This is a genomic window from Prevotella fusca JCM 17724, from assembly GCF_001262015.1.
GTDB classification, from domain to species: domain Bacteria; phylum Bacteroidota; class Bacteroidia; order Bacteroidales; family Bacteroidaceae; genus Prevotella; species Prevotella fusca.
In genome coordinates this window covers 907,421-930,273 of sequence record NZ_CP012075.1, presented here as the reverse complement: position 1 = coordinate 930,273, position 22,853 = coordinate 907,421, and the positions used below count along the sequence as shown (strand labels likewise).

26 protein-coding genes are annotated in these 22,853 nt (G+C 38.6%); 20 read left to right on the top strand and 6 right to left on the bottom strand.

What is annotated here, in order from left to right; genetic code table 11:
* Nucleotides 1–10: 10 nt before the first annotated feature.
* The 10 genes from ADJ77_RS14050 (at nucleotide 11) to ADJ77_RS11055 (ending at nucleotide 7,361) form a co-directional block, all read left to right on the top strand.
* On the top strand, nucleotides 11–1,393 hold the full coding sequence (locus tag ADJ77_RS14050; protein WP_025079038.1) for a GxxExxY protein: 1,383 nt from the start codon (nucleotides 11–13) through the stop codon (nucleotides 1,391–1,393).
* A gap of 12 nt (nucleotides 1,394–1,405) precedes the next feature.
* Nucleotides 1,406–1,786 carry a hypothetical protein gene (locus ADJ77_RS11090; RefSeq protein WP_025079037.1) on the top strand — a complete coding sequence of 127 codons (381 nt, stop codon included), beginning with the start codon at nucleotides 1,406–1,408 and terminating at the stop codon, nucleotides 1,784–1,786.
* Complete coding sequence (locus ADJ77_RS11085; protein ID WP_025079036.1) at nucleotides 1,783–2,148, top strand: hypothetical protein; 366 nt, start codon at nucleotides 1,783–1,785, stop codon at nucleotides 2,146–2,148. Before ADJ77_RS11090 ends, ADJ77_RS11085 begins: the two co-directional genes overlap by 4 nt.
* 121 nt (nucleotides 2,149–2,269) lie before the next feature.
* The gene (locus ADJ77_RS13880) at nucleotides 2,270–2,434 is read left to right on the top strand and encodes a hypothetical protein (RefSeq protein ID WP_154663399.1); all 165 of its coding nucleotides are present in this window, start codon (nucleotides 2,270–2,272) and stop codon (nucleotides 2,432–2,434) included.
* 446 nt (nucleotides 2,435–2,880) lie between these two features.
* Nucleotides 2,881–3,186, top strand: a complete 306-nt coding sequence (locus tag ADJ77_RS11080; protein ID WP_025079035.1) for a DUF3853 family protein — start codon at nucleotides 2,881–2,883, stop codon at nucleotides 3,184–3,186.
* A complete protein-coding gene (locus ADJ77_RS11075) occupies nucleotides 3,183–4,235 on the top strand; it encodes an AAA family ATPase (RefSeq protein ID WP_208595996.1) in 1,053 nt (350 codons plus the stop codon). The genes ADJ77_RS11080 and ADJ77_RS11075 overlap by 4 nt, the downstream gene beginning before the upstream one ends.
* Before the next feature lie 180 nt (nucleotides 4,236–4,415).
* On the top strand, nucleotides 4,416–5,306 hold the full coding sequence (locus ADJ77_RS11070) for a CHC2 zinc finger domain-containing protein (RefSeq protein WP_025079034.1): 891 nt from the start codon (nucleotides 4,416–4,418) through the stop codon (nucleotides 5,304–5,306).
* Between the two features lie 103 nt (nucleotides 5,307–5,409).
* The gene (locus ADJ77_RS11065) at nucleotides 5,410–5,757 is read left to right on the top strand and encodes a plasmid mobilization protein (RefSeq protein WP_004352645.1); all 348 of its coding nucleotides are present in this window, start codon (nucleotides 5,410–5,412) and stop codon (nucleotides 5,755–5,757) included.
* The gene (locus ADJ77_RS11060; RefSeq protein WP_025079033.1) at nucleotides 5,754–6,680 is read left to right on the top strand and encodes a relaxase/mobilization nuclease domain-containing protein; all 927 of its coding nucleotides are present in this window, start codon (nucleotides 5,754–5,756) and stop codon (nucleotides 6,678–6,680) included. The genes ADJ77_RS11065 and ADJ77_RS11060 overlap by 4 nt, the downstream gene beginning before the upstream one ends.
* 21 nt (nucleotides 6,681–6,701) lie before the next feature.
* Nucleotides 6,702–7,361, top strand: a complete 660-nt coding sequence (locus tag ADJ77_RS11055) for a hypothetical protein (RefSeq protein WP_025079032.1) — start codon at nucleotides 6,702–6,704, stop codon at nucleotides 7,359–7,361.
* 154 nt (nucleotides 7,362–7,515) lie between these two features.
* On the opposite strand, the gene ADJ77_RS11050 is transcribed toward ADJ77_RS11055, so the two are convergent.
* Together ADJ77_RS11050 and ADJ77_RS11045 are read right to left on the bottom strand one after the other, a co-directional pair.
* Nucleotides 7,516–8,799, bottom strand: coding sequence for a PDDEXK nuclease domain-containing protein (locus ADJ77_RS11050; RefSeq protein WP_025079031.1), 1,284 nt, complete (start codon nucleotides 8,797–8,799; stop codon nucleotides 7,516–7,518).
* A gap of 12 nt (nucleotides 8,800–8,811) precedes the next feature.
* Nucleotides 8,812–10,104: a site-specific integrase gene (locus tag ADJ77_RS11045; RefSeq protein WP_025079030.1), complete on the bottom strand. Its 1,293-nt coding sequence runs from the start codon at nucleotides 10,102–10,104 to the stop codon at nucleotides 8,812–8,814.
* An 842-nt stretch (nucleotides 10,105–10,946) separates the two neighbouring features.
* Here ADJ77_RS11045 and ADJ77_RS11040 point away from each other — a divergent pair.
* From ADJ77_RS11040 to ADJ77_RS11015, 7 genes are all read left to right on the top strand, one after another.
* Nucleotides 10,947–11,276: a hypothetical protein gene (locus tag ADJ77_RS11040; protein WP_025079029.1), complete on the top strand. Its 330-nt coding sequence runs from the start codon at nucleotides 10,947–10,949 to the stop codon at nucleotides 11,274–11,276.
* Between the two features lie 20 nt (nucleotides 11,277–11,296).
* Nucleotides 11,297–12,001: an SH3 beta-barrel fold-containing protein gene (locus ADJ77_RS11035; RefSeq protein ID WP_025079028.1), complete on the top strand. Its 705-nt coding sequence runs from the start codon at nucleotides 11,297–11,299 to the stop codon at nucleotides 11,999–12,001.
* Nucleotides 12,002–12,075: 74 nt separating this feature from the next.
* Entirely contained in the window at nucleotides 12,076–12,345 is a 270-nt protein-coding gene (locus ADJ77_RS13875; protein WP_025079027.1) for a hypothetical protein, read from the top strand.
* Nucleotides 12,346–12,406: 61 nt separating this feature from the next.
* Nucleotides 12,407–12,643, top strand: a complete 237-nt coding sequence (locus ADJ77_RS14045; RefSeq protein WP_025079026.1) for a hypothetical protein — start codon at nucleotides 12,407–12,409, stop codon at nucleotides 12,641–12,643.
* Between the two features lie 1,175 nt (nucleotides 12,644–13,818).
* Entirely contained in the window at nucleotides 13,819–15,033 is a 1,215-nt protein-coding gene (locus ADJ77_RS11025) for an ATP-binding protein (protein ID WP_025079025.1), read from the top strand.
* Nucleotides 15,014–15,592, top strand: a complete 579-nt coding sequence (locus ADJ77_RS11020) for a hypothetical protein (protein WP_050696413.1) — start codon at nucleotides 15,014–15,016, stop codon at nucleotides 15,590–15,592. Before ADJ77_RS11025 ends, ADJ77_RS11020 begins: the two co-directional genes overlap by 20 nt.
* A gap of 556 nt (nucleotides 15,593–16,148) precedes the next feature.
* Nucleotides 16,149–16,727: a hypothetical protein gene (locus tag ADJ77_RS11015; RefSeq protein ID WP_025079023.1), complete on the top strand. Its 579-nt coding sequence runs from the start codon at nucleotides 16,149–16,151 to the stop codon at nucleotides 16,725–16,727.
* A gap of 285 nt (nucleotides 16,728–17,012) precedes the next feature.
* Here ADJ77_RS11015 and ADJ77_RS11010 read toward each other — a convergent pair whose 3' ends face one another.
* The gene (locus tag ADJ77_RS11010) at nucleotides 17,013–18,314 is read right to left on the bottom strand and encodes an IS1380 family transposase (protein WP_050696412.1); all 1,302 of its coding nucleotides are present in this window, start codon (nucleotides 18,312–18,314) and stop codon (nucleotides 17,013–17,015) included.
* A gap of 418 nt (nucleotides 18,315–18,732) precedes the next feature.
* Here ADJ77_RS11010 and ADJ77_RS14040 point away from each other — a divergent pair, with 418 nt between their 5' ends.
* A complete protein-coding gene (locus tag ADJ77_RS14040; RefSeq protein ID WP_167336716.1) occupies nucleotides 18,733–18,909 on the top strand; it encodes a hypothetical protein in 177 nt (58 codons plus the stop codon).
* 48 nt (nucleotides 18,910–18,957) lie between these two features.
* Nucleotides 18,958–19,263: a hypothetical protein gene (locus ADJ77_RS11005; RefSeq protein ID WP_025079208.1), complete on the top strand. Its 306-nt coding sequence runs from the start codon at nucleotides 18,958–18,960 to the stop codon at nucleotides 19,261–19,263.
* 70 nt (nucleotides 19,264–19,333) lie between these two features.
* Here ADJ77_RS11005 and ADJ77_RS11000 read toward each other — a convergent pair whose 3' ends face one another.
* Entirely contained in the window at nucleotides 19,334–20,173 is an 840-nt protein-coding gene (locus tag ADJ77_RS11000; RefSeq protein WP_025079209.1) for a hypothetical protein, read from the bottom strand.
* A gap of 526 nt (nucleotides 20,174–20,699) precedes the next feature.
* Here ADJ77_RS11000 and ADJ77_RS10995 point away from each other — a divergent pair.
* Nucleotides 20,700–21,029: a hypothetical protein gene (locus ADJ77_RS10995; protein WP_050696411.1), complete on the top strand. Its 330-nt coding sequence runs from the start codon at nucleotides 20,700–20,702 to the stop codon at nucleotides 21,027–21,029.
* Between the two features lie 185 nt (nucleotides 21,030–21,214).
* Here ADJ77_RS10995 and ADJ77_RS14080 read toward each other — a convergent pair whose 3' ends face one another.
* Together ADJ77_RS14080 and ADJ77_RS10985 are read right to left on the bottom strand one after the other, a co-directional pair.
* Nucleotides 21,215–21,661: a hypothetical protein gene (locus ADJ77_RS14080; protein ID WP_025079210.1), complete on the bottom strand. Its 447-nt coding sequence runs from the start codon at nucleotides 21,659–21,661 to the stop codon at nucleotides 21,215–21,217.
* Entirely contained in the window at nucleotides 21,630–22,850 is a 1,221-nt protein-coding gene (locus tag ADJ77_RS10985) for a nucleotidyltransferase domain-containing protein (RefSeq protein WP_050696410.1), read from the bottom strand. Before ADJ77_RS10985 ends, ADJ77_RS14080 begins: the two co-directional genes overlap by 32 nt.
* Nucleotides 22,851–22,853: the final 3 nt, after the last annotated feature.

Genomic DNA, 22,853 nt, shown 5'->3' with positions numbered 1-22,853 from the left:
TAAAAATATTATGGTTGATACAACAGATTTTATTCGACCTCGATTATCTGATCATTATGGAATTCCCTTGTTACAAAGCAAGGTAGACTTCGCTATCCCATATATGGACGAAGATATACCTCTATATGTTGACCCATTTCTCTTGTGGAAGTCACCATCACAAATGGATAACGGACAACATTTATCGGTGATTACCGCATTCAATGAATTGGGGCGAATGTATTTGGACGATAAGCAAGATAAAGCTATTGAGACCTTAATTTATCTCAGTGAATGCGCTGAGGTTGGATTAGGCACATCGAACAAGCGTATGGGGCGGCCTATCTCAACGGCAAAAGCAAAAGAAGTTCTTGACTTGTTTCAGGCAATTACCCAAGTGTCGCAGTTGGGATTTAAGCATATTGAGCAGATACAGTTACTGGTACAGGACATTTCTAAAGATAGGATTAGTGATATTGCGTGTTCTCTGATGAAATCCTTCCTCATTGACTACACAATACAAGAGTGTAAAAAGTATGGCATACCTCTCAGTTTGTCTAAAATATCGTATTATGACACGAAAAAGAAGAGCATAGTTGAAGAAACAACAAATTTGCCAATCAACGAAAAAACGGAACAAAGCATTCTGTTTGTACCCAAGCGTTGGCTGAGGTTTTCACCGTGGCTAAACTATGACAGCTACTATAAGGACTATATTATTGCTGATATAAATAAGGAATATGACGGCATTAAAAATCGCATCCAAATACTGGAGTATAATAGGCATCATTTCGACCAAGTAGAAAAATACATTTCCATTAAGGAACTTGCAAAAGATGATTGCAAGAACGACCCTCTGTTCTCAAAAATAAGCAAAGAATCTGCAAGAAGGAAAGTCTGTTCTATTACAAAACTATATACAGGCAAGAAAAACAATGCAGATAAAAAATATGAGGAATTGATGGGGCAGGTCTTGACTTCTTTACTATATCCTCATTTGGATTTTGCACAAGAACAGAGTAGAATTGAGTCAGGAACCCAAATCCGTGATTTAATCTTCTACAACAACATCGACACTGACTTCCTCAAAGAACTGTACGATGTGTATGATTGCCGACAAATTGTTGTGGAATTGAAAAATGTTCACTCGATAGAACGAGAACATATCAATCAGCTCAATCGTTACATGTCTGGAAATTTTGGACGTTTTGGCATTCTTTTTACAAGGAACAAACCTTCAAAACAAATGCTTCAAAACACAATAGACCTTTGGTCAGGACAACGGCGCTGTATTTTGATAATGACAGACGATGATTTGAAGTTAATGCAGAATATCAACTCCAATGAGCAAAGGAAGCCAATTGAAGTTATTAAAAAGAAATATGTTGAATTTACAAGATTGTGTCCGAATTAAAATAGTATTAGAATGACAAAAGAAGAAATTTTGAAGTTCGATAAGACTGCAACTCAGTTGCAAGCCTTACATGACGAAGTTGCCGTACTGGTCAAAAAAGACCCCAAGGCAGAAGTTAATGAGTTCAAACTTAAACTTATCAACAAGGTACTTGTAACAGCAAATGACATCCTTGGAGATATGAAACCTTTTGACGGTTTTGAAGTGTTTGATATAGATGCTTTGCCTAACAATGGAGATGTTGCAATGATTATCAGCCAATATATCAATTGCATGGAAGAACTGAGAAAAGATAATGTTCATATGTTTTCAGGACGTTGGTATTGGAATATCGATGGTAATAAAGAAAAGAATGACATCAGGACATACATGCCTCTTAAATATCAAAAATGATGAATAAGGTATCTAAAGAAAAAGTTGAACTATATGAGGTCGTTCGTCCTCTCCTACATTCAGCATATTCCGAAGTAAAAGTTATGTCTGGTAAAAAGCAATCGGAACAGCTCAACCTCAACAAAGTCAAGATTATCAATAAATTGTTAGACAAAGTTTTGATTCTGCTGAAGGACGAACCTACAATCGAATTCCTTCAAAAACTGGATGAAGATGATTTGCCGACAAACAGCGATGCAGTTTTAATACTATCCCCATCTTTGTCCGCTATGGATCAGTTCCATTCAAAGTATTTCCATTCTGATGAATGGGAAGCATTCCGCACAGGAAAATGGCAGACAGAAGATGATGAGGAGGAGTAAATCTTCACTATATGCACAAATAAATGTTTTTTCTTGTGCATAGTTCACTATACAAGCAGACTTTGGATCCGCCCAGTGCGGCACCAAGGTCTGCTTTCTTTTAATCGGTAGTCGCTTTGCTTTGGCGGACACTCTCGCCAGTGGTAGGTTACCGCCCATTGTCTATATGCCAGAGGGAGGAGGGAGTGCGCCACCGTTGGGGCTTGAAGTGGTAGGTGTAATCGACCTCGCACGGTGGTTGGCGGTTGCTGGTATTCGTACTTGCTGTGGGGCTGCGACCGTGTAGCTTGTGCCGTGGTGATGACACGGAACCAAAGTTTATTCTTGCGAGGGAGAGTGTTTGCTGGAAGTAAATGAGAGATTGAATTTAGCGAACAGAGGCTTATTTTCCCTTCACAAAGTTAGGTTGCTACCCTTGGTGAAAAATTAGACACGATTTCCTCTCAATATTTTTATAGATCTACACCTGTTCAGAATCTAATGTACGTGTAAAAGAAAATCACTAAAACAATCATAATGATTACTTATAAACGGTATTTTGCCCGATATTGTTCACTTTATGAGTATGGTTTAAGTGTTTTTGATAGTCTCTGATTTCCCTATTTTCTCTTATATTTCCCACCATATCCCTTTCACTTGGTAGAACATTAAAAGCCCTCTACTTTTGTATCGTCAGAGCTGACTGAAAGCCCTATGCGCAAGGACGAATTTTCATTTCAAAACAATGGAATTATGACAATAAATGAATTACTGGGCAAGCCTGTATGGCAGATGACGGGTGAAGAATTGCTCTTCTTGGCACAACACGGCAATATGTCCACGAATGGAGAAACGCCAAAGGTTTCCTCCAAAGAAGAAAAACGATATGTATACGGCTTGGCTGGCATTGCACGCCTCTTTGGGTGCAGTCTGCCCACAGCTAATCGTATCAAACAGAGTGGCAAAATCAATCGTGCCATTACGCAAGTAGGTCGCAAGATTATTGTGGATGCTGACCTTGCACTTGAATTGGCAGGGCGAAAGACAGGAGGACGCTGATGAATACAACAGATTATGAAAATATTTGGAAAAAATCGCTCATTCATGTAACCGATGAGTTTGCACTTCCTCCTGTTGTACTACAAGCAGGCGAAGCCATCATTGGTACACTGGGTAACTTCAGTGTATCGACAGGTAAGGCGAAAGCCAAGAAGACTTTCAATGTGAGTGCCATCGTTGCAGCAGCTCTTGTCAATGGGCAGGTGCTGGAATATAAAGCATCATTTCCTAAAAGTAAACGCACTATTCTTTACTTTGACACGGAGCAAAGCCCTTATCATTGCCAACTCGTGATGCAGCGCATTCTGCGATTGGCAGGACTGCCGATTGATAGAGAACCTGAACATCTGAGATTCAGCCACCTCAGAGCCATTGCTGACCCAAACGAGCGCAGAGAAATTATCCGTTATGCCATCTACAACACGCCCAACGTGGGATTGGTAGTCATTGACGGCATTCGTGATTTGATGCTCGACATCAATAACTCAACAGAGGCCACCAAGTTAGTGGGCGACCTGATGCAATGGACCAGCGAGCAGAATATCCACATTCAGACCGTGCTGCACCTCAATAAAGGCGACGACAACGCACGAGGGCATATTGGGACGGAACTCAACAACAAGGCAGAGACCGTCCTGCAAGTCACGAGGGACAACACGCTGCCCGAGCGAAGCATCGTTGCCCCTGCCATCATTCGTTCCAAACCCTTTGACAAATTCGCTTTTCGGATCAAGGAGGTAGAAGATGAGGTTTGTATTCCCCAAATAGACCTCTCGTATTCGGACAATGAGCGAAAACCACATCGCGTCTCCTATCAAGAGTTAAGCGGTAACGAACATCGAATGGCATTGATACAAGTATTCTCTACGAATGAAGTCTTGCCATATAGTACACTAATCGTAACTCTCAAAGAGGCTTATACTAAGATGGTTGGACAATCCTACGGGCAAACCAAACTCAAAGAACTCCTACAATTTCTGCTCAATAAAGGCATGGTGGTCAAGGAAGAGCGAGGAAAATATCGGCTCAACAGAGATTATCTGCCCTAAAACCGTTGGTCGGTCGGACGCAGGCTATATATACCTGAACCAACCCGACCAAAGAGAAACGAGTTTGGTCGGTCGCAAATGGGTGTCTATAGTGTACGACCGTCTGACCAAACAATTATCAACCAGCCTCCAAAAGAAAAAGGCGGCGTTAATTTCATTTCAACTTAAAACAAAATCACAATGGAAATACAAAATATCAAGCAAATTTCTATCACAGATTATTTGCAACAACAGGGCTATGCGCCAGCACGAGTACAAGGCATTCACTATTGGTACTACTCTCCGCTGCGCAATGAGCGCACACCATCCTTCAAAGTCAATACAGAGCGCAACCAGTGGTACGACTTCGGCTCGGGCGAACATGGCGACATCATCGACCTTGTATGCGCTTTACATCGTTGCACTACCAGCGAAGCCATCAGGCTTTTGAGTGGCGCTAAACAAGTAGCGCATCAAGAATTTTCTTTTGGCGGTAAGAGAAAATTCTCTGAGCGCAAGTTGGAAATCCTATCTGCGCAACCGCTCTCCAATCCCTATTTGCTCCGCTATCTCGCAGCACGTGCTATTCCTCTTCCCGTAGCCAGCGCCTACTGCTCGGAAGTTCTATTCCAAAATATGAAACGAACATACTATGCCATTGGATTTGCAAACGATGCTTTGGGATGGGAAATCCGCAATATGTATTTCAAAGGATGTGTCGCACCGAAGGCTGTTACGACGATTAAAAGAGGAACCGACCGCCTACAAATCTTTGAGGGCTTCATGGATTTTCTCTCATGGCAAACGCTCCATCCTTCTTCAACCTGTGATGCCATCGTTCTTAACTCTTTGGCACTTTTGCCACGCATCAGAGAACAGATAGTGGGCTATAAAGAAGTGGAAAGTTTTCTGGATAATGACGATGCCGGGCGCAAATCTTTTGCAGTTTTGAGGCAAATGTTTCTGCAGGTCGTTGATGGCTCAGCACGCTATCGAGAGCATAAGGACCTCAACGAATGGCTCGTTGCTCAATCCAAAATCAAAGAGAAACAGGTGTTATTACCGACCACGAAACGTGGCATCAGAAGATAGCGTGTATTTGGGAAGCAAGTTTGTGTTTTGAGTATCTCAAAACCTACTTGCTCCCATTATTAGGGAGGTGAAAATCCCGTTGGTCTCATCAAAAAAATAAAAAATGGAACAGAAGAATAAAGGTGGGCGACCCACCAAGACATTATCAGAGAAACGGAAATATCAAGTGCTTCTTCGGCTTAATACAATGGAGTACTACACCTTGTTGGGAAAAGCACGTGAAGCCTCAATTTCTCGAACAGAGTTTTTACGGCTGCTCATTACAAATGCAGAAGTAAAGAGTCGAATAAAGCCAGAGGAAATGCAACTCATCCGTACAATTTCTGGCATGGCTAACAATCTTAACCAAATAGCCCATCGACTCAATGCTTTCGGCATCTCTGCACTCAATGAAGAATTGAATGCGCTGAAACAACTTATTCATGAACTTATGAAGCGATTGAAACCATGATAGCCAAGATTATTAAAGGAACAAACTTCAGTGGAGTTGTCAGTTATATGCTTAGCAAGCGTGAAGGTAAAGTCAAGGTTTTACAAGCCAATGGCGTGCGCAGTTCTTTACCAAATGACATTGCACACGACTTCAACTTACAAGCCTCTATGTGTCCAAGTGTACAGAAACCAGTTTGTCATACCATACTCTCATTCTCAGCGCATGATTCAGAACGACTGACAGATGCAACAATGGTGAAGATTGCCAACGAATATCTTCATGAAATGGGCTATGGCGACACACAGAGCCTTATTGTAAGGCACAGCGACCGGCAACATCCACACCTGCACATTTGCATCAATCGCATCGGTAACAATGGTAAGACCATCAGCGACCGCAACGAAAAGTATCGTTCAACGAAGATTTGTAGAGGACTGACTGAGCGTTATGGTCTAACCATTGGCGAAGGAAAGCAAGAGGTAAACCGATCACGATTGAGAGGTGAAGATAAATTGCGGTATGAGATATTCGATACTATCAAGGCTGTATTACCTCAATCTCAGACTTGGAAAGATTTTGTTGCAGAATTAGAGCAACAAGGTATTACCACTCGTTTCAAGACGAAAGGTAATACCGATGTTGTTCAGGGGATCATCTTTGAAAAAGACGGATGCAGTTTCAGAGGCTCAAAGATAGCTCGTTCGTGCTCTTTCTCTCGCCTCAATGCTGAGATAGAACGAAATTCTCACAAACAAGAGCAAATTCATCTACAAAATGAGCCTATGGCACATTCTGTAGATGAAAGCTATTTCATTACCGACCTATCTGAAGCAATTAGTGAAATGTTTTCTATGCCTGCACCAAGTAATGGCGTAGATGTTGATGAACTTCGATTTCAAAAGAAACTCCGCAATAGAGCTAATCGTAAACGTAGAATTTAATCACATCAAATTTATATCAGTATGAATAACGAAATAGCACCTGTTCTCGATATTCTCGAAGAACTCAAACAAGAATGCAAAGCCATCAGTAAGGCACAGGTAAAACTGCGCACTACTATTGCTGAACAGCTATCTAATCCAAAGGGAGATAGCGTTAAAACACAAGAAACCGTGCAAATCCATCTCTCGAAAGAAACTCAAGCCAAAATCAAGGAGCATCAACTTTTTGTTTTGGAGGCACTATCAGAGTCGATCAAGAAGCTCGACCCAAAATTTGAAGCCTTGCAGCAACTCATCAAAGAGCAGCAAAAGCCCGTAGAATATAAGAACTACTCGCTCTTTGCAAGTGTGCATTTAGCCGAGCGCATGTTACTCTTGTTAGTCTGTGGACTGGTCATGATAAGTTGCTGGTTCTTCAGTATGGGAGCAAACCAACTGCAAACCGCCTCCGATTACGACCTCCGTTATCGCTATCTGCGAATGCAAGGCAAAGCTACCAAAAAAGATTTTGACTACCTTGACTGCATTTTTATCACACATCGTAATCCCAAAGCCATCCAGCAAATGCAGCAGAAGGTTATTGATTATGAACAAGCCCTGCAACGGCAAGCAGAGTTGTTGTTGCAACAAGAACGTATCAAACAAGAACAAAGAAAACTTAAGAGGCAGTTGAGAAAATAGCAAACACTCCAAGAAATTGTTTAGTATAGTTTCTTGGAGTGTCTTCGTTTAGTAGTTAGTTTTTATGCTTGTAGGTAAACTAATAGTTTACTACTGAGTAAAAAATTAAACCTTTAATCCTCTTTTTGATTAATTGCTAACGAATATAGATATTTCATCTTTCGCTATCTTGCTCTATTATCTTCGACAACTCTTCCTCAACTTCTTCCACCGTAGGCAGAGCCGACTTCAAATCATCAGGTATAGCCTTTGTCAGTTGATAATCACTGACACCAATAGGCTGATCATAGCCAGAAAGAGCATATTGTGCCACCACTTTATCTCCACCATTGCAGAGGAGCAAGCCAATGGTCTTGTTGTCGTGTTCGCCACGAAGGGTATCGTCCACAACATTGATATAGAAGTTCAGTTGCCCCATATATTCTGGTTTAAAAGGTGTAGCTTTTAGTTCGATAACCACGTATGCATGCAGTTGGATGTTATAGAGGATGAGGTCGGCATAGAAATCAGAATCGCCTACTTCAAAATGCTTCTGCTGTGCCACAAATGCAAAGCCACTGCCCATTTCCAAAAGATATTTGGTGATATGAGATACCAATTGTTGTTCAAGGTCTCGTTCTGCCATTTTATCTGTTTGCCCCATCAAATCAAAGATATAAGGGTCTTTCATCAGATAGTTGGCAAGGTCGCTTTGCGGTTTGGGCAATCGTGCCGAGAAGTTACTCACTTTCTTTGCCGTGACCTGTCGAGCGAAAAGATTGGTCTCAATCTGCACCTGCAGAACATTGCGACTCCATCCATTAGCAACTGCTTGCGAAATGTACCAATAGCACTCGCCCAATGGAAGCTTACTATTAAGCAGAATTACATGGCTCGCCCAGTTGGTGCGAACTATGGCAGAATGCTTGAAGATTTCCTCTATCTGACTGATGTCGCAGTGATAGATTGCTGACAATGTTTCAGTAACTTCTTCTAATTGTGCAACAGGCTGTTGCGTAATTGTATTCGATTGATTTTCTGTGGCTTGAATTAGTGCAACAGGTTGTTGCACAATTTGATTGAGTTCGTTTGTCAGACTTAAAACCTTCTCTACAGTAGGAGTTGTGAGTAAGCTATCTATCCTGTCCATCTCTTTCAGCACTTCCAACGGATAAGCACTGGCAAACTGGCACATATAGAAGATATTTCTGCGAGAATACCCTTTCTTATCTGGATATTTTGAGCGTATCGCCTTGGATAGGTTGTCAATCACTTTGCTTCCCCGACCTTCTTTCTTTTGGAGATAGAGAATAAAATGTCCCACTTTCCAATAGTGGAAAAGCATGTCTGCGTTTGCAGAGGCTATTAAGCGTACTTGTGTATACTCAAGATCAGTACCGATGGCTCGTACAACGGGATCTAAATCTTGGTGATCAGTTTTATTTATTTCTTGGCTCATATCGTTTTAGCGTTATAACTGATTGAATTTACTCATGGCATTCGCCTTGATGTCGTCTGCAATATCAATGTAGGGTTTCATTGCCTTGTAGTCGCTATGTCCTGTCCACTTCATCACAACTTGAGGAGGAATACCCAATGCAAGCGCATTGCAGATAAAAGTGCGGCGACCTGCATGTGTGCCAAGCAGGGCATATTTAGGTGTAACTTCGTCAATACGCTCATTACCTTTGTAATACGTTTGGCGCACAGGCTCGTCAATCCCTGCCATTTCTGCTAATTCCTTGAGATAGTCATTCATTTTCTGATTGGTAATCACAGGCAAGACCTTATCATTTTCAAACGCCACATCCTTGTATTTGTCAAGAATCGCTTTGCTATGATTGTTCAGCTCGATAATCAGGCTGTCGGAAGTCTTGACCGTTGTAACCTCAATATGGTCGTCTTTAATATCACTTCTGCGAAGATTGAACACATCCGAATAGCGCAAGCCTGTGAAGCATTGGAAGAGGAATACATCACGCACACGTTCGAGAGCCTGCTTGTTAGAAGGGATTTTGAACTCTCGGAGACGGTTGAGTTCGTCCCAAGTGAGAAAGATGATTTTCTTTTGGGTACTCTTGAGTTTAGGCTTATAACTATCGTAGGCGTTGTTTTGATGTACACCTTTCTTGAAAGCCCAGCGCAAAAACCATTTCAAGAAACTCAGTTGCTTGCCAATGGTTGTATTGCGCATCTCCTTTACATCACGCAGATAACCCACATAGTCATTCAAGCCTCGCTCATCAAAGAACTCAAAGGTAAGTCCTTCACGAAAGTTGGTCAAATGATTTTTCACGGCTGCAAATTTCTCAAACGTGGAGTCCGTCCAATTGTTCTGACGCCCACAGTCCTCTACGAAATCATCAAACACCTGAAAGAAATCGTAAGGCAACGCTTCTTTCTTTGGCTTAGGTTCTTCGCTCACAGGTTTGTGCAAAGCATTGAAAGCCTTCTTTATCTGTTCGGGCGTTGGCATTACGTCCTCTACCTCAAACCTCTTAAAGATTGACTGTATTTCCGTATAATACTCCAAGAGCGAAGCATTGATTTCAGAAGCCGATTGTTTTAACTTGTTGCTACAACCATTCTTCACACGCTGCTTATCTGCATCCCACTTGGCTGAATCAATGCGATAGCCAGTGGTGAACTCAATCCGCTTGGATGCAAAATTAACGCGCATACGAATAGGCACGTTCTCTGTGATAAGAACTCCGTCCTTCTTCCTGCTCTCCAACGTGAAGATGATGTTCCGTTTGATATTCATACCTTCGGGTATATTGTTTTATGCACCCAAAGTTACACCCTAAAAATGATATTACCAAAGATTTTCCGTGAAATCTCATTTTATTAACATTTTGCGTAAACTACTATATTACAATAGATTGATACGATTTGATAGTTTGTGATAGTTCGAGAGAAAGAGCCTCTCTCTCCGCATTATTTCATCGATTAAGTCCCTAAGTCACAATGACTTAGGGACTTTTTCTTTATCCCCAATTTTCCTTTGACCCACTTTTTGACCCACTTTTTACTCCGAAGATTCTGAAAAAGCAATGAAACAACTTTTTCTTGTAAATTATTTTCGTAACATCTAAGTACTTGAATATGAATGATTAATTAAAAAATCAAAAAGATGTGATTCGAACCTTTTATATCAAATCATATCAATTCTTTCAGAAGAAGAGACTCGACCCCTAATTTTGAGTTATAGGTAAGAGCTGTTTTGCATTTTATGGACCAGCAAGACAAGATAGCTATAACATAAACACATTGTCTCCTACTTGCCGTATTTTTCCTCTTATCGTGTGACACGCCCTAATAGAAGTATCGTTTCACTTAATGCATTCACTTGTCTTGTTTCTATTTTCCTTTGCAAAGTTAGCAAGGTTGATAGAACACAAAGTACCTCTTCAATATTTCACAAGATTCTAACAGCAGCCTTCCGCAAATCATAGATTTGGGTTTTCCATTAGAATATAGTGAAATTACTTTGTTTATCTACCTAATAACCTTGCAACTTATCTGCACGTAAAATTTGAAACCCGACAGTGATGCTGCAAAAGCATTTGAACGAAAGGGAAATGTATCATTTAAGAACAATTGGATATGACAAACAATTATGCGATTTTGGTAAGTTTAGGATTTAGTAAGGAAGACTATAAGTTTGAGAACTTTAAATCTAACTTTGGTTACGATTGGACGAAAGAAGATTTAGAAGAGGCTTTAGAGTGTGCAGCTCTTAATTCTCATAATGTAAGAAATTGCCTAATGGAAATCCTTTGGCTGAAAGTAGTTTACGAATATGTCGATAGCAAAGGATGTGATAGAGAGCAATTTGATAGCTATATTAACGGCTCACTTGATACACACTTTTATTTCAACGGAACAGAGGTTAACTCTGAAGAAGATATTAAAGAACTTATTGATAATGAGTAATCAACTATAATACTTTAATTATGGAAAATCTTTTTGAAACATTGGTAGATAGACTTCGCAAAGGAATTGTTTCTTTTGTCTATAGAAAGAAAGATGGAACAGAGCGTCACGCTTGCGGAACATTGTATGGTATAGGACACACAATAAAAGGCAACATAAAGCACCAACAATGCAAATATACACTTGCTTACTATGATGTTGATTGTAAGGGTTGGAGGTCGTTTGTCATAGATAGTCTTGTCGAGGTAGGTGAACTCCGTAAAGGAACAATAGAAGAGCATCATGATATTTGTCTTGCACTTGTTGTCAAACTAAAAGAGAAGATGAAGAAAGAGAGTGTTACTGCTTTCGCTTATCGTAAAACAGATGGCTCTATAAGACATGCACACGGCATCCTTTCGGATAATATAGACATTACAGGGCAATACTTTGTTTATTTCGATATTGACAAGCAAGAGGAACGTAAACTTCGCATAGATGCTTTTATTGGTATAGGCGAACCGATAGAGATAGACAATACTATTTCTTTTGAAAATGAAACCCAAATAAGATGTAAGGTGTACAATGAGTTTAGCCGTTTAGACATAAAAACAATCCTTGCTAATAAGGGTATTGAGATAGAAGATACAGAAAACTTTATGGTGATAGACCTATTGCCCGAACTGAATAAAGAGCAATTAAAGGACTTAATAATAAAAGCAACTGAGCGACTTGCTTATCTCTAACAATACAATGGTAAGGCAGAAAAACCTTACCATTGAAATACATAAAACATCAATAAGTCATTAAAATAAACGCAATGGAGACAAAAATTAAGAATGCAGTCCTTGACATAGTGAAAGGAAGAATAGAAAGAGTTAACTACGGAATGTGTTCAAAACATTATATCCGTTCTTCTTCTTTAGCTATTTGTGAGAGTAATAACATCCACATAACAGATAGTTTAGCGTATAAAGATACTATTACGAGAAATGGTATCATCATCGGTGAAATAAGATATAGATATGCAGCGCACAAACGTAATGGAATGTACAAAATGCTTGCACCGATTATTTCATATATAGATTGAATTCAAATGCCTTTAAGGTTTACTTTGATAAACTATCCAAGAATTCTTAAAATATAGAACTATGATAAGATATCCAAGAGTATTAATTATAAAGCGCATCAAGTATATCCCTACTTATCAAGAACTTTATCAAGTAGATACTATGCGCCCAAACAGACCAATGCGAAGTAAATTCGGATTGAGTAAGTCACAAGCAAACTCATTTGCAAGACAAGAGTTGGCTGTTCTAAAAAGCGAAGGCTACGAAAAAGCTGTTTACAACTCTATGTTGATTGATTTTAAGACTTTTCATCTATGAAACGAAATATCCGTGGTTTGTCACCACGGATGTTTTTCGAGCTGTGCTGCTCTTTTTAATCGCAGCACGTAATACTCATGCCCTTTTCACTAATACTGAGGCCCTGTAATTTAATACTTGTTTATAATAACACTCCTAGTTCCCACTAATAAATAAAACTTTAAAAGATTGTTCTAACCCTTTCTAAGTTACCTATGCCCATTGCTCCGCCAGTTTTCTTCCAGGCATTCGGCAGCACTTCTCAAACAAACTCCGCAGAAAGCCAACTATGCAAACTTTCACTTCATTTGTATGGCAGTATCTTACCTCGTGCCTTACAGAAAACAGGCTACGCTGGAAACCCTTAAAACAGTCTATGCTGTTTTAATCCTTTTCAAAGCACAGTATCTTCTCCTACGGATCATCAACAGAGCTTTTCAATGTACTTTGGGAGAGCGGTTATATCAGAATCAAAATCATAAGCTTACAGCAGGTCGCTATTCTTTAAACAAATTTGATAGCCTAGGCTGTCTTGTCTAACCTGTTTTATTCATTCTCCGACACAGAAAACCTTTTCATTTCGACACATCGAAAATATACAGAAAAGACGTAAAAAACATGGTATAAAATCATATAATACACCTAAAAAAACACTTATAAAAGACAAGATTATAATCGAAAGTAAAGTAAACAAACACGAAGTGATGCAAGAAAAGGTGCTTAATTGGACTTCAAGAAGGCATTAATAAGAGTTCAAAAGGGCATCTATTTTCAAGCCAATCAGGCCTCTTTCATAAGCTAAGGGCACACATTTTGCAGATTCTAATTGAATGTGCGGGACAAGAACAAAAAAGGTAGAAACTATGGAGTGGTAATGACTTCAAATCCTTGGCGTGCAGAACAGCAGATGCCTACTCTTTAAGTACTGCATCTACACATTCCATTCAGTACTAATACTTAATGGCTCTCGCTTGTCGCTCCTTGTTCCAAAGAAGTCATAAAGTGGCATGAAGCCATTACGCATATTTATGACGTAATAGCTGAATAAGTTTTAAGGAAATAGTAAAGGAGATCCCATGTTAAATAGAATTGCAGATTATTGTTTTTCTTATCTTTTCTTTACTTTCCCCTTATTTATTATTATCTTTGCCAAGGATATAAAGTAGAATATGTAATAGAATAATAAAAACAGGATTATGAACGAACGATTAGTAGTCAAATCATTCGGACCTATAAGAAGTATCGATATCAACTTCCGCAAAGTAAATCTTTTTATTGGTGACCAAGGTACAGGAAAGAGTTGCATTGTTAAGTTGTACTCTACTTTTAGATGGCTCGAAAAGACATTATTGACAGAGACGTATTCTTTGGACTATTTTACGAAGTTTGTAGATGCACGCTTTAAAAAACAATTATGTGGGTATCATCGTATTGATGATTTTTTCCGTAACGATACCTACATATTATATGAAAGTGCTCTGTATAAATTTGTTTATGCAGGAAATGCGTTTAATATAGAAAAAAAGAATGGAACTATCACAGGATTACCAAAAATAATGTATGTTCCTGCTGAAAGAATAATATTAAGTTCAGCAGAAAAGAAGTTGAAGACATTTGATGGGCTTCCTGCTTCCAACCTTACTTTTAATCAGACCTTTTGGGAATCGAAGGAACGATTTAAAGATGGTTATTCTTTTCCATTTGGTAATTTGAACTACAAGTATGATTCTTTGAATGATATTAGCTGGATTGAAGGCTGTGATTATCGTGTTCGTCTTATCAACGCATCCAGTGGTATTCAGTCAGCCCTACCAGTCTGTATAGTTTCTGACTATTTAGGGAATATTGTTGCTTCTGGTAAAGAACGTCCCATGTCTGTAGAAGAATTACAGAAATTGCAAAAAGAAACTTCTAAGATTATGGAAAATGAGAATTTGTCAGATTCGGTCAAGAACGCTATGTTAAAACATCTCTCTAGTCGTAGTCGTTACAATTGTTTTGTAAATATCGTAGAGGAACCTGAGTTAAGTCTTTTCCCAGAATCACAAAACTCAATGATAAGGCTATTGTGCAAAGTTAACAATGGAACTACGGATAATATGCTTTTGTTAACTTCGCATAGCCCATACACACTAGCTATACTTAATAACCTTGTACTTGCTTATAAGGCATATGAAAAAGGAGATGACAATATAAAAAGAAAGGTTGCTGAGATTGTTCCTCCAGAATATCACATTGACCCTGAATCTCTCACAGCTTTTAGTCTCACAGAAGCTGAAATGGAGAATTATCAATCTGTTCTCTCAGAATCATCTGGTATAATCAGCAAGAATGATCTTGATTCAGTATCAGAGCTAATTATGCGTGAGTTTAATATATTATATCGTATTTATGGCAAGACTATCAAATAATACCAATATTCCTACCGCCGTTAGCAACCTTAGACTATGTTCTGCATTACGTAATTGTGGGCGTATTGGTGTTCAACGTGCAATGGTTATAAGTATAGACGAGAAATTATATGTTTACGACGATGCCACTTTAGGATATTCTGACTGGACCAATATAGTTCCACCCAATATTTCGGAGACTTTTTGTGCTGATAATCCTAACAAAACAGAGATTGTATTATTACCATTAGACAATAGGATTATAACAGGTCCAAAAGTAAAACAGGGTGGTGTGTGTGATTGTGCATTGCTCACGGTGAACGAATTAAGCCTGATTGAGTTCAAAACAAATGCAAAGACAGAGTCTGATAAGACTCTTGAACAACGTTGCCGCGAAGCTTTATCCCAAATACTTAATACAATAAATGGAATCATTAAACCTAAATGTAATCAGCAGCGTATAGACATTGAAAGAAAAGTTGATATAGACGCTTATATAGTATTTGACAATGAACTGAATGTAACAGGCATTAAAGGCCACATTCCAAGCAATTGCTATGGACGTTTTAGAGGAAAATAAATTGTTATTATATGTTGATAATAAGAAGACTTTTTTGTAGGTCTTATTTGATTAAAACCTTAAGTCCACAGCATTATTACTTGTGAGAAAATTTGAGGATACCATCTGAACTATGACCTATATCCTGTAGCTCGTCCCCAAGCGTAAGCCTATCAAATTTGGGATAATCATACCGTGTAAGTATATAAGCCTTTATTCTATCTTTAATCAATGCATTTAGCGAGAGATCCTCTTTTTCCCCTTTAGTCTTATAAAAGCCCTGTATTCGATGTTGTTGTTTTCACTCCTTGCATTCACCGTCTGGTTTTACTTTTCCTTTGCAAAGTTAGTAAGGTCGTCAGAACTCAAAGGACCGCTCAGCTATTTCGTTATATTCTAATGACAGCCTTCCACAAATCAGAGATTTGGGTATTCCATAAGAATATAATGAAATTCCTTTATTTATCTGCCTGATGACCTTACTACCCATTTGCACGTAAAATTTGAAACCCGACAATGATGCTGCAAAAGCAGCTGAACGAAAGGGAAATGTATCACAAATTAAATTCTTAAAAATATGGCAAACTGGGCAAGTACAAGCTATCGAATTGAAGGTAGTGAGAGTGATTTAAAGAAAGTTTATGATGTAATTGACAACTTTGTCACAGGCAAGTCAAAACCTGTTCTTGAAGATGCATCTAAAGAATGGGAAGGCAATATTGTTAAGGCTTTGGGCGCATCAGACGAGCAGTTGAAAGAGAGCTATCTCCGTGGATTTATCGAAGAGTATGAGTTAGATGGTGATGTTATTCGCATCAATGCAGAAGAAGCTTGGGGAGCAACAGACTTCAGACACATCTTAGGAGACCTTATGCCAGAACTTACTATTTACTATATCGTAGAGGAAGCAGGATGTGACGTGTTCGCAACAAATGACATTGATGGTAAATACTTTCCAGAGCAATACTTAGTTGATGCTTATGTAAAGGATGCAGACTACTATGAATACTTTGAAACAGAAAAACAAATGAGGGACTTTGTTTCTACTATGATTGATAAAGAAGACTTCACTGACGAAGATATTGAGGCATGGAATGAAGAGCATGAAGATGACGACTCTTACATATATGTTCATGAATTCCAATATGTTGAGTAATATTAAGCAACGGAGAGGCTAACCACCTCTCCACAAACCAATAAGATATGTCAAGAGAGAATATTATTAAGTCTATTAATGAAACCTTAAAGAAATTACCTCACAAGGTTTATATATCCTCAATTCCGCAGCGTTTTTCCTTGTGAGGCGATTTTATATGTTGAGATGTCTTTTTGTGGCTCTATATGTTGTTATGAGGATTATCGGGGCTTCCTGGGTCTTGCCGAAGCATGAAATCCCCCACCCAAACCAATGGGGAATATGAGAACCACAAAGAAATGCTGCTTATTCAAGGAATACTTCAGAATAGTATGCTTTATTTGTATACAGGTTCAGAACGTTCCGCCTTCCTGTTCTCACCCATTTTGCCGGCACGCTGACAAAATGCAGGATAAATGCTTTCAGTCTGCTTGTCTTTTTCAACGGCTTGACCTTTTCGCTGATATGGCGGACGAGATAGAGATAGAAGTTCTTCAGCATGGCAGTAACCATCATGAAAACCATGTTCTCATCCATGAAGGAAAATGGCAGATGCGACCAGCCGAAGTCATTGTTCTGTATGTCGAAGTTCTTTTCGCTCGCTCCACGTTCATTGTAGAATGTAATGATGTCCTTCTCTGTGGGTGTCCGGTTGTTGGTAAGGATACAGCGGTATGTGTATATCACTCCGAACATATCCGTCTGTTCCCTGCCGTGTTTGTCTTTCAAGGGAGTACGCTGTACGACAAGCCTGTATGACTTTCCTTCGATGAGGTTGTCCATGCTGACGGAGATGACATCGTATCTCTCATAACCAACCTCAACGCTCTTCCATTCTTCCAGCTGGCGGAACTCCCCGCACCGGCTGCCGCAGCTGGCAGCACGTATATAGAACGTGTTGCAGCGCTGCTCTACGGTTCGGATGACTTCCTTCGAGAACGACCCGCAGTCGGCACGGAAACGCTCTATCACAACACCAAGCTCGGAGGTCACACGGTCCATAATTCGGCGAAGCGTGTCCTCCTGATGGAATTTCACGTTGGTGTTTCCGTCACGGTTCTCACCTCCGACTATGATGCCCCCGATGGAAGCCCAGCCCGGGAAATAGCCAAAATCCTGCTTGTAGGAATACTTTGCATCGAACTTGTGGGCAGGAACAAACTGGTGGTCAAAGTCCAGGTCAACATGACTGCCCGCCTTTATAAGCCCCATCCTACGTATCATACGTAAAAGTAAGGTGTTCAGCTTCTCTGCAGTGTTGAAACTGTAGGACCTGCCGGAGGTTTCGCTCTTATAGACAATGTTCTCTTCAGCAAGCTCCTTCAGTCCGCGCCCCACAGTGTCGGCGCCGGGTAACAGCGTACCAGGTCTCTGCCTGAACTGCCCTGTAAGCGCATTGATGTCCTCAAGGCAATCCCCACCGCAAAGGTAGCTGAAGAAGAGAGAGCCCAGGATGCTTCCATGGCTGAATGCCTTGCCGCTGCATCCGCGTCTGCCCAACACGGATTCGGTAAGTTTTTCAAAGCCCAACCTTGAAAAAACGTCCATGATGTGATAAATTCCTCCGAAGGAAGTGATATTCTCGTTTTTAATTGCTACCTTTGTCATGTCAGATTTTTGCTTGTTTATTTTTTGATAGCACTAAGATAGGTGAAATTTCTGACATATCCAAGTGTTTTGAGGACTTTGTTTCTCAGGCACTTGGAGTTCTCAAAAGAAATTATGCTGCGGAATTAAGGTATATGGAAAAAAGATTTTCCACAAGTAACAACTGTTGATGAATTAACAGCGAAACGAATTTCTATCGAAATTCATGCTTTAAAATATCCAATAACACAGAGTGAAGGTATTTTCTTTACAGTGTGTTTTGCATTCACTCCTTGGATAAATGAAAGAGGATGGGATAAGATATCAACTGAAGTATTAAACAATCTTCTGTCGTTTATGCAAAGAAATAAGTGAATACATCTTCGACAATTAAAAGGTAACAGAGAGATTAACCAACTCTCTAAAACATATAAGTTATATGAACATTCGTATTGCTATTCAAGTGATAACAGTAGTATCATCAGAAGCTTTTATTACTTATCAGCAAGTATATGTAAATAATGATTATGCAGCAGAAGCTGACTTTGAAAGACAAACAAACATACATAAGGACCTATTATTACAAGGTTGGACTGTAAGCCGCAAGTCTTTCTAACATTCTAAAAAAGGAGAGGTTAACCACCTCTCCACAAAAACAAATAAAATGATACACCAAGATTTCTATAAGAAATACATAGACATTCGTTCAGAAGAAGTTAACGCACTGAACGAGGCAATTCGTAACACTGATGATAAGGAAGTGCATTGGCAATCTGACTTTCCTTATGTAACCGCACAGCTTTCTAACTGCGATGGTCATTTGGATGCAAAGGTTATGGCGGTAAAGCATCCAGTTTCAGAGCATAGTGGTATACTCATTATGCCTGACGAAGACCACCAGTATTACGAAGTAGGCTATAACGATATTCTATTCGGAGATATTGATGGAATATTAGATGCCCTGCCATAGTAATTACCCCACTGATTTCTATATTTGTCAGTGGGGTTTATTTTAGGCTATATAGAGTAATATGGAGTATCTAATCTAATGAAACTTCTCCATCTTTTACCTTATCAATAGTTGCTTTTCTATGATAGCCATTCTTGGTAAACTCATTTATCCATATAAGCTTTCGTGTTCCATCACCGTAAGGCTGCAATCTGAAGTGACCACTTACTTTGAAAGACTCGTCATTAGATAATTCAGTATACCATTTGCTATCAAAGGTGTAAAAATCAAGTCCAGGAACAGTATGTACCTGACTTTTCTTTGCTTTCTTAACCTGTTTCTTTGTAGTTGTAGAAACACATTTCAGTTGAACTTCTGCCCATTGTCTTAAACAGAGATAGTCTAAAACCATATCAATGTAGTCCCTAATATTTTCTTCATATAAATTATCTATTAAGGGAATTATCATTCCATCTAATTGATGTCCTTCTCCTTTTATCTTATCTTTTGGAGAAACACAGACGTAAAAAGTTGGAATTGATAGATATTTATCAATGTGATCGTTATTATGAAATACCCATAAAGTGAGACATCCATTTTTCACACTATATACAACATAACAACCTTCTATAAAATAAGGACTACGTACAATTCCGTTCTCTCCATCTAACTCTTCAAGAATATCCATATGAAATTGTGTAAATTTTATATAGGATTTATCCATTGTATCGACAAATGATTTAGACAAGAGAACTAGATTACGACAATTTCCCCTTAAAGAATATAGCTCACTGATTGCATTTTCCCTATCAGAGTCAACTATACTGCCAATATTTTTATACCACATAAGAATACTTCGAGGTAAATCTCTATTATCTAAAGAAAACAAATACCGGAATAGGGTGATATCGTTTATATTTTTGTTATTCATAGACTATACTAGTATACACATTAATTACATTTTGCAAAGATACACTAAACGGTAATGAAAATCGAAGATTAAGACGCTTATTTGTATTTACCATTATCTTCTCTTTGCAAAACTTATACAATAACTTTGTCATGAGAACAACACTTATCAAAGACTACGTTATGCCTAAAATATAAAGCGTTAGTAGAAAATATATTTTATTCTTCTCTTATTAACAAAGCCCTATTGTAGAGGCGTTACCGACTTCTTGTGTTACCGACATAGGATTGATTTTTATTGTGCAAAGTTAGTGTAGCATTCAACTCCTTTACAAGTATCATTTATCACTATTTTCATAAGAATTAGTATGGACCCTCCGCAATTTCTCTTAAAACAAATTGGGTTTCCATACAAATTCTTACAAAAATTCCTTGTGCATCCATTTCTGCCCCACTTCTCTAAGCACATAAAAATTCAATCCCTGTCAGTCTCACATAGAGAGTGAGAACTAAAGGGAAAAGTATCACTTTTTATTAAACTTTTTAGTATGGATATTATTCAGATTTTAGGAAATTCTGCAGAGTTGCTTAATGCGTATGAACCAAAAACCACTTTTTGGATGGATTTTTCAATTGCAGACAAGTTTGGTCTCTACGCTATCAAAGACACCTACAAGCGAGCTTTCAATGAGTGGAAAGACAATCACGTCTATCTCACAGAGCTTGTTATGGTTCTTAACCACAAGATTTGGCAATGGTATGAGACAAACGATGCTATTGCACGCCTCTATGATACTCTTTGGAGAGAAGCAGACCTTTGGGCACAAGAGAACCTGAAAGGTGAAGAACTTGAATACTTCTACAGAATTACCGATTGAAATGTAAGTGTATCCTAAGTCATAAGAAATCTAAATGGTGTGATTAATCTTATGTAATACCCAAGAGCCATATCAAACATAAATAAAAGTAGTTTGGTATGGCTCTTTCCATATTAGTAAGAAAATTGTTTTATAAATCTATCACCACAAGAATGCATTAGATGGCAAAACTTATTCGTGGTAAATCAGGACTTCATGACATCCCATTTACCATGTCCTCCTCCATACCATCTACCTGAATAAGCCCATTCCTCATAATAGTATAGCCATTCTATAGCCCAATGCACGATTGTTTTTGAAATAAGCATAGAACTTGTCCATTCCATCCTCTTTGGCATAAATAGACATAGCTGTTGAGTTTTTGTATTATAGGTATGTGGAAGCGATTCTGCTCCCTTTGCTAATAACAAAGGTTTTGGTTCTTCCACATAAACCAATGGTATAGTATGTTGATTATATACTATTTTAAGTAAATAAGTATCACTTAAAGGAGTTGGAGTAACCTCAAACCACCACGTAAAACCATTGTGTCTCCTCTCAGAACGTCCACCTTTGAAGCAAGCTAGCAATGAACTAAGTTGCTCATAAACAGTATATTTCCTATTTTTCACCAAAGAATGTGTTTTTTGCATTTAACGTTGTTCCAATTGCTCCAATAATACCTGTAGAAGACACTTTTAGTTTTGAATTAGAAGCTTCTGCCTTATGTTCTAATGCTCTCTTCTCAAATATAAGATTAGTAACCTTTTTACCAAAAGATGATGCGAAAACATTACGTAACACACTTCCTTTACAATTAAGAAAAGCGCCTTTATCACTCTTAAGTTTACCTAACCACCTAAAGAAATTATCACGTCTATTAGGATGACTAGTCCATTTATCAGCAAAGTTTTCTTCTGAATTAACTGGGTTTTCTATAACGTAGGTGCCATCTTGATTTTTATGTATCTGTGACTCCATTCCATCAATCACATTATTAAGACCAATAAAAAGATTATCTTCACCTTTATAAGCTTTCGCAGCTAAGGTTGTGATAATAATGGAAATCGGTTTTTCTTTGTCTCCATTAAACATTACGTCTCTATGACGTTTCAGTATCTGTACTATTCGTTGAAGAATTGTTTTGTTTTCTACATATTTGCGGACAGGTATAACATTCTCTAAAAGGGCTCTATTGTTTTGTGAAGTAATATTGCAGCGAGAAGCAAACCACATAGCATATCCATCTGGATTACTTTTCATCCATTCTCTAATGCAGATAGACGTTTTATAATTGTCACATTTATTATCAGTAATACGTATGGAGATATCATCTATCGCTTGTGCGTCGAATCCAGAAGCATTTAAGATATGAAAACGCTCTAAATATGTACTTTCAGCTACACAAGGTAATATATCCATGTGATAGCGTTCTTTGTTATTATCAGAGTTTTGCCTATACAATAATGTCCAACACCTTCTTCCTTCCTTATCAAGCATCTCCTTATATAGACTGTGCGATTTTAGACGATTGCCAACACGAGTTTTTAAATCAAACTGGGTCCAAGTAGGCCCCTTCTCTATTAGACGATATACTAAATCAACATCTAAATCATCCTCCTCATTTATGGGTTGAATTATTGTACCTAAACGGAGTGAACCTTGTGGGGTTATGACAGGATGATATGAAGACAACTCTGGATCTTCTTCCAGATATTTACCAACAGCTGAATAGCTTCTCGTTAAGTTGTCATACTGAGTCTTTGTTATATCGAGACTCTTAGAAAGCATAAGAAACAATTCATTAAGTTCCCTGCTTAAGTTGTCATTAGTCTGTAACATAAT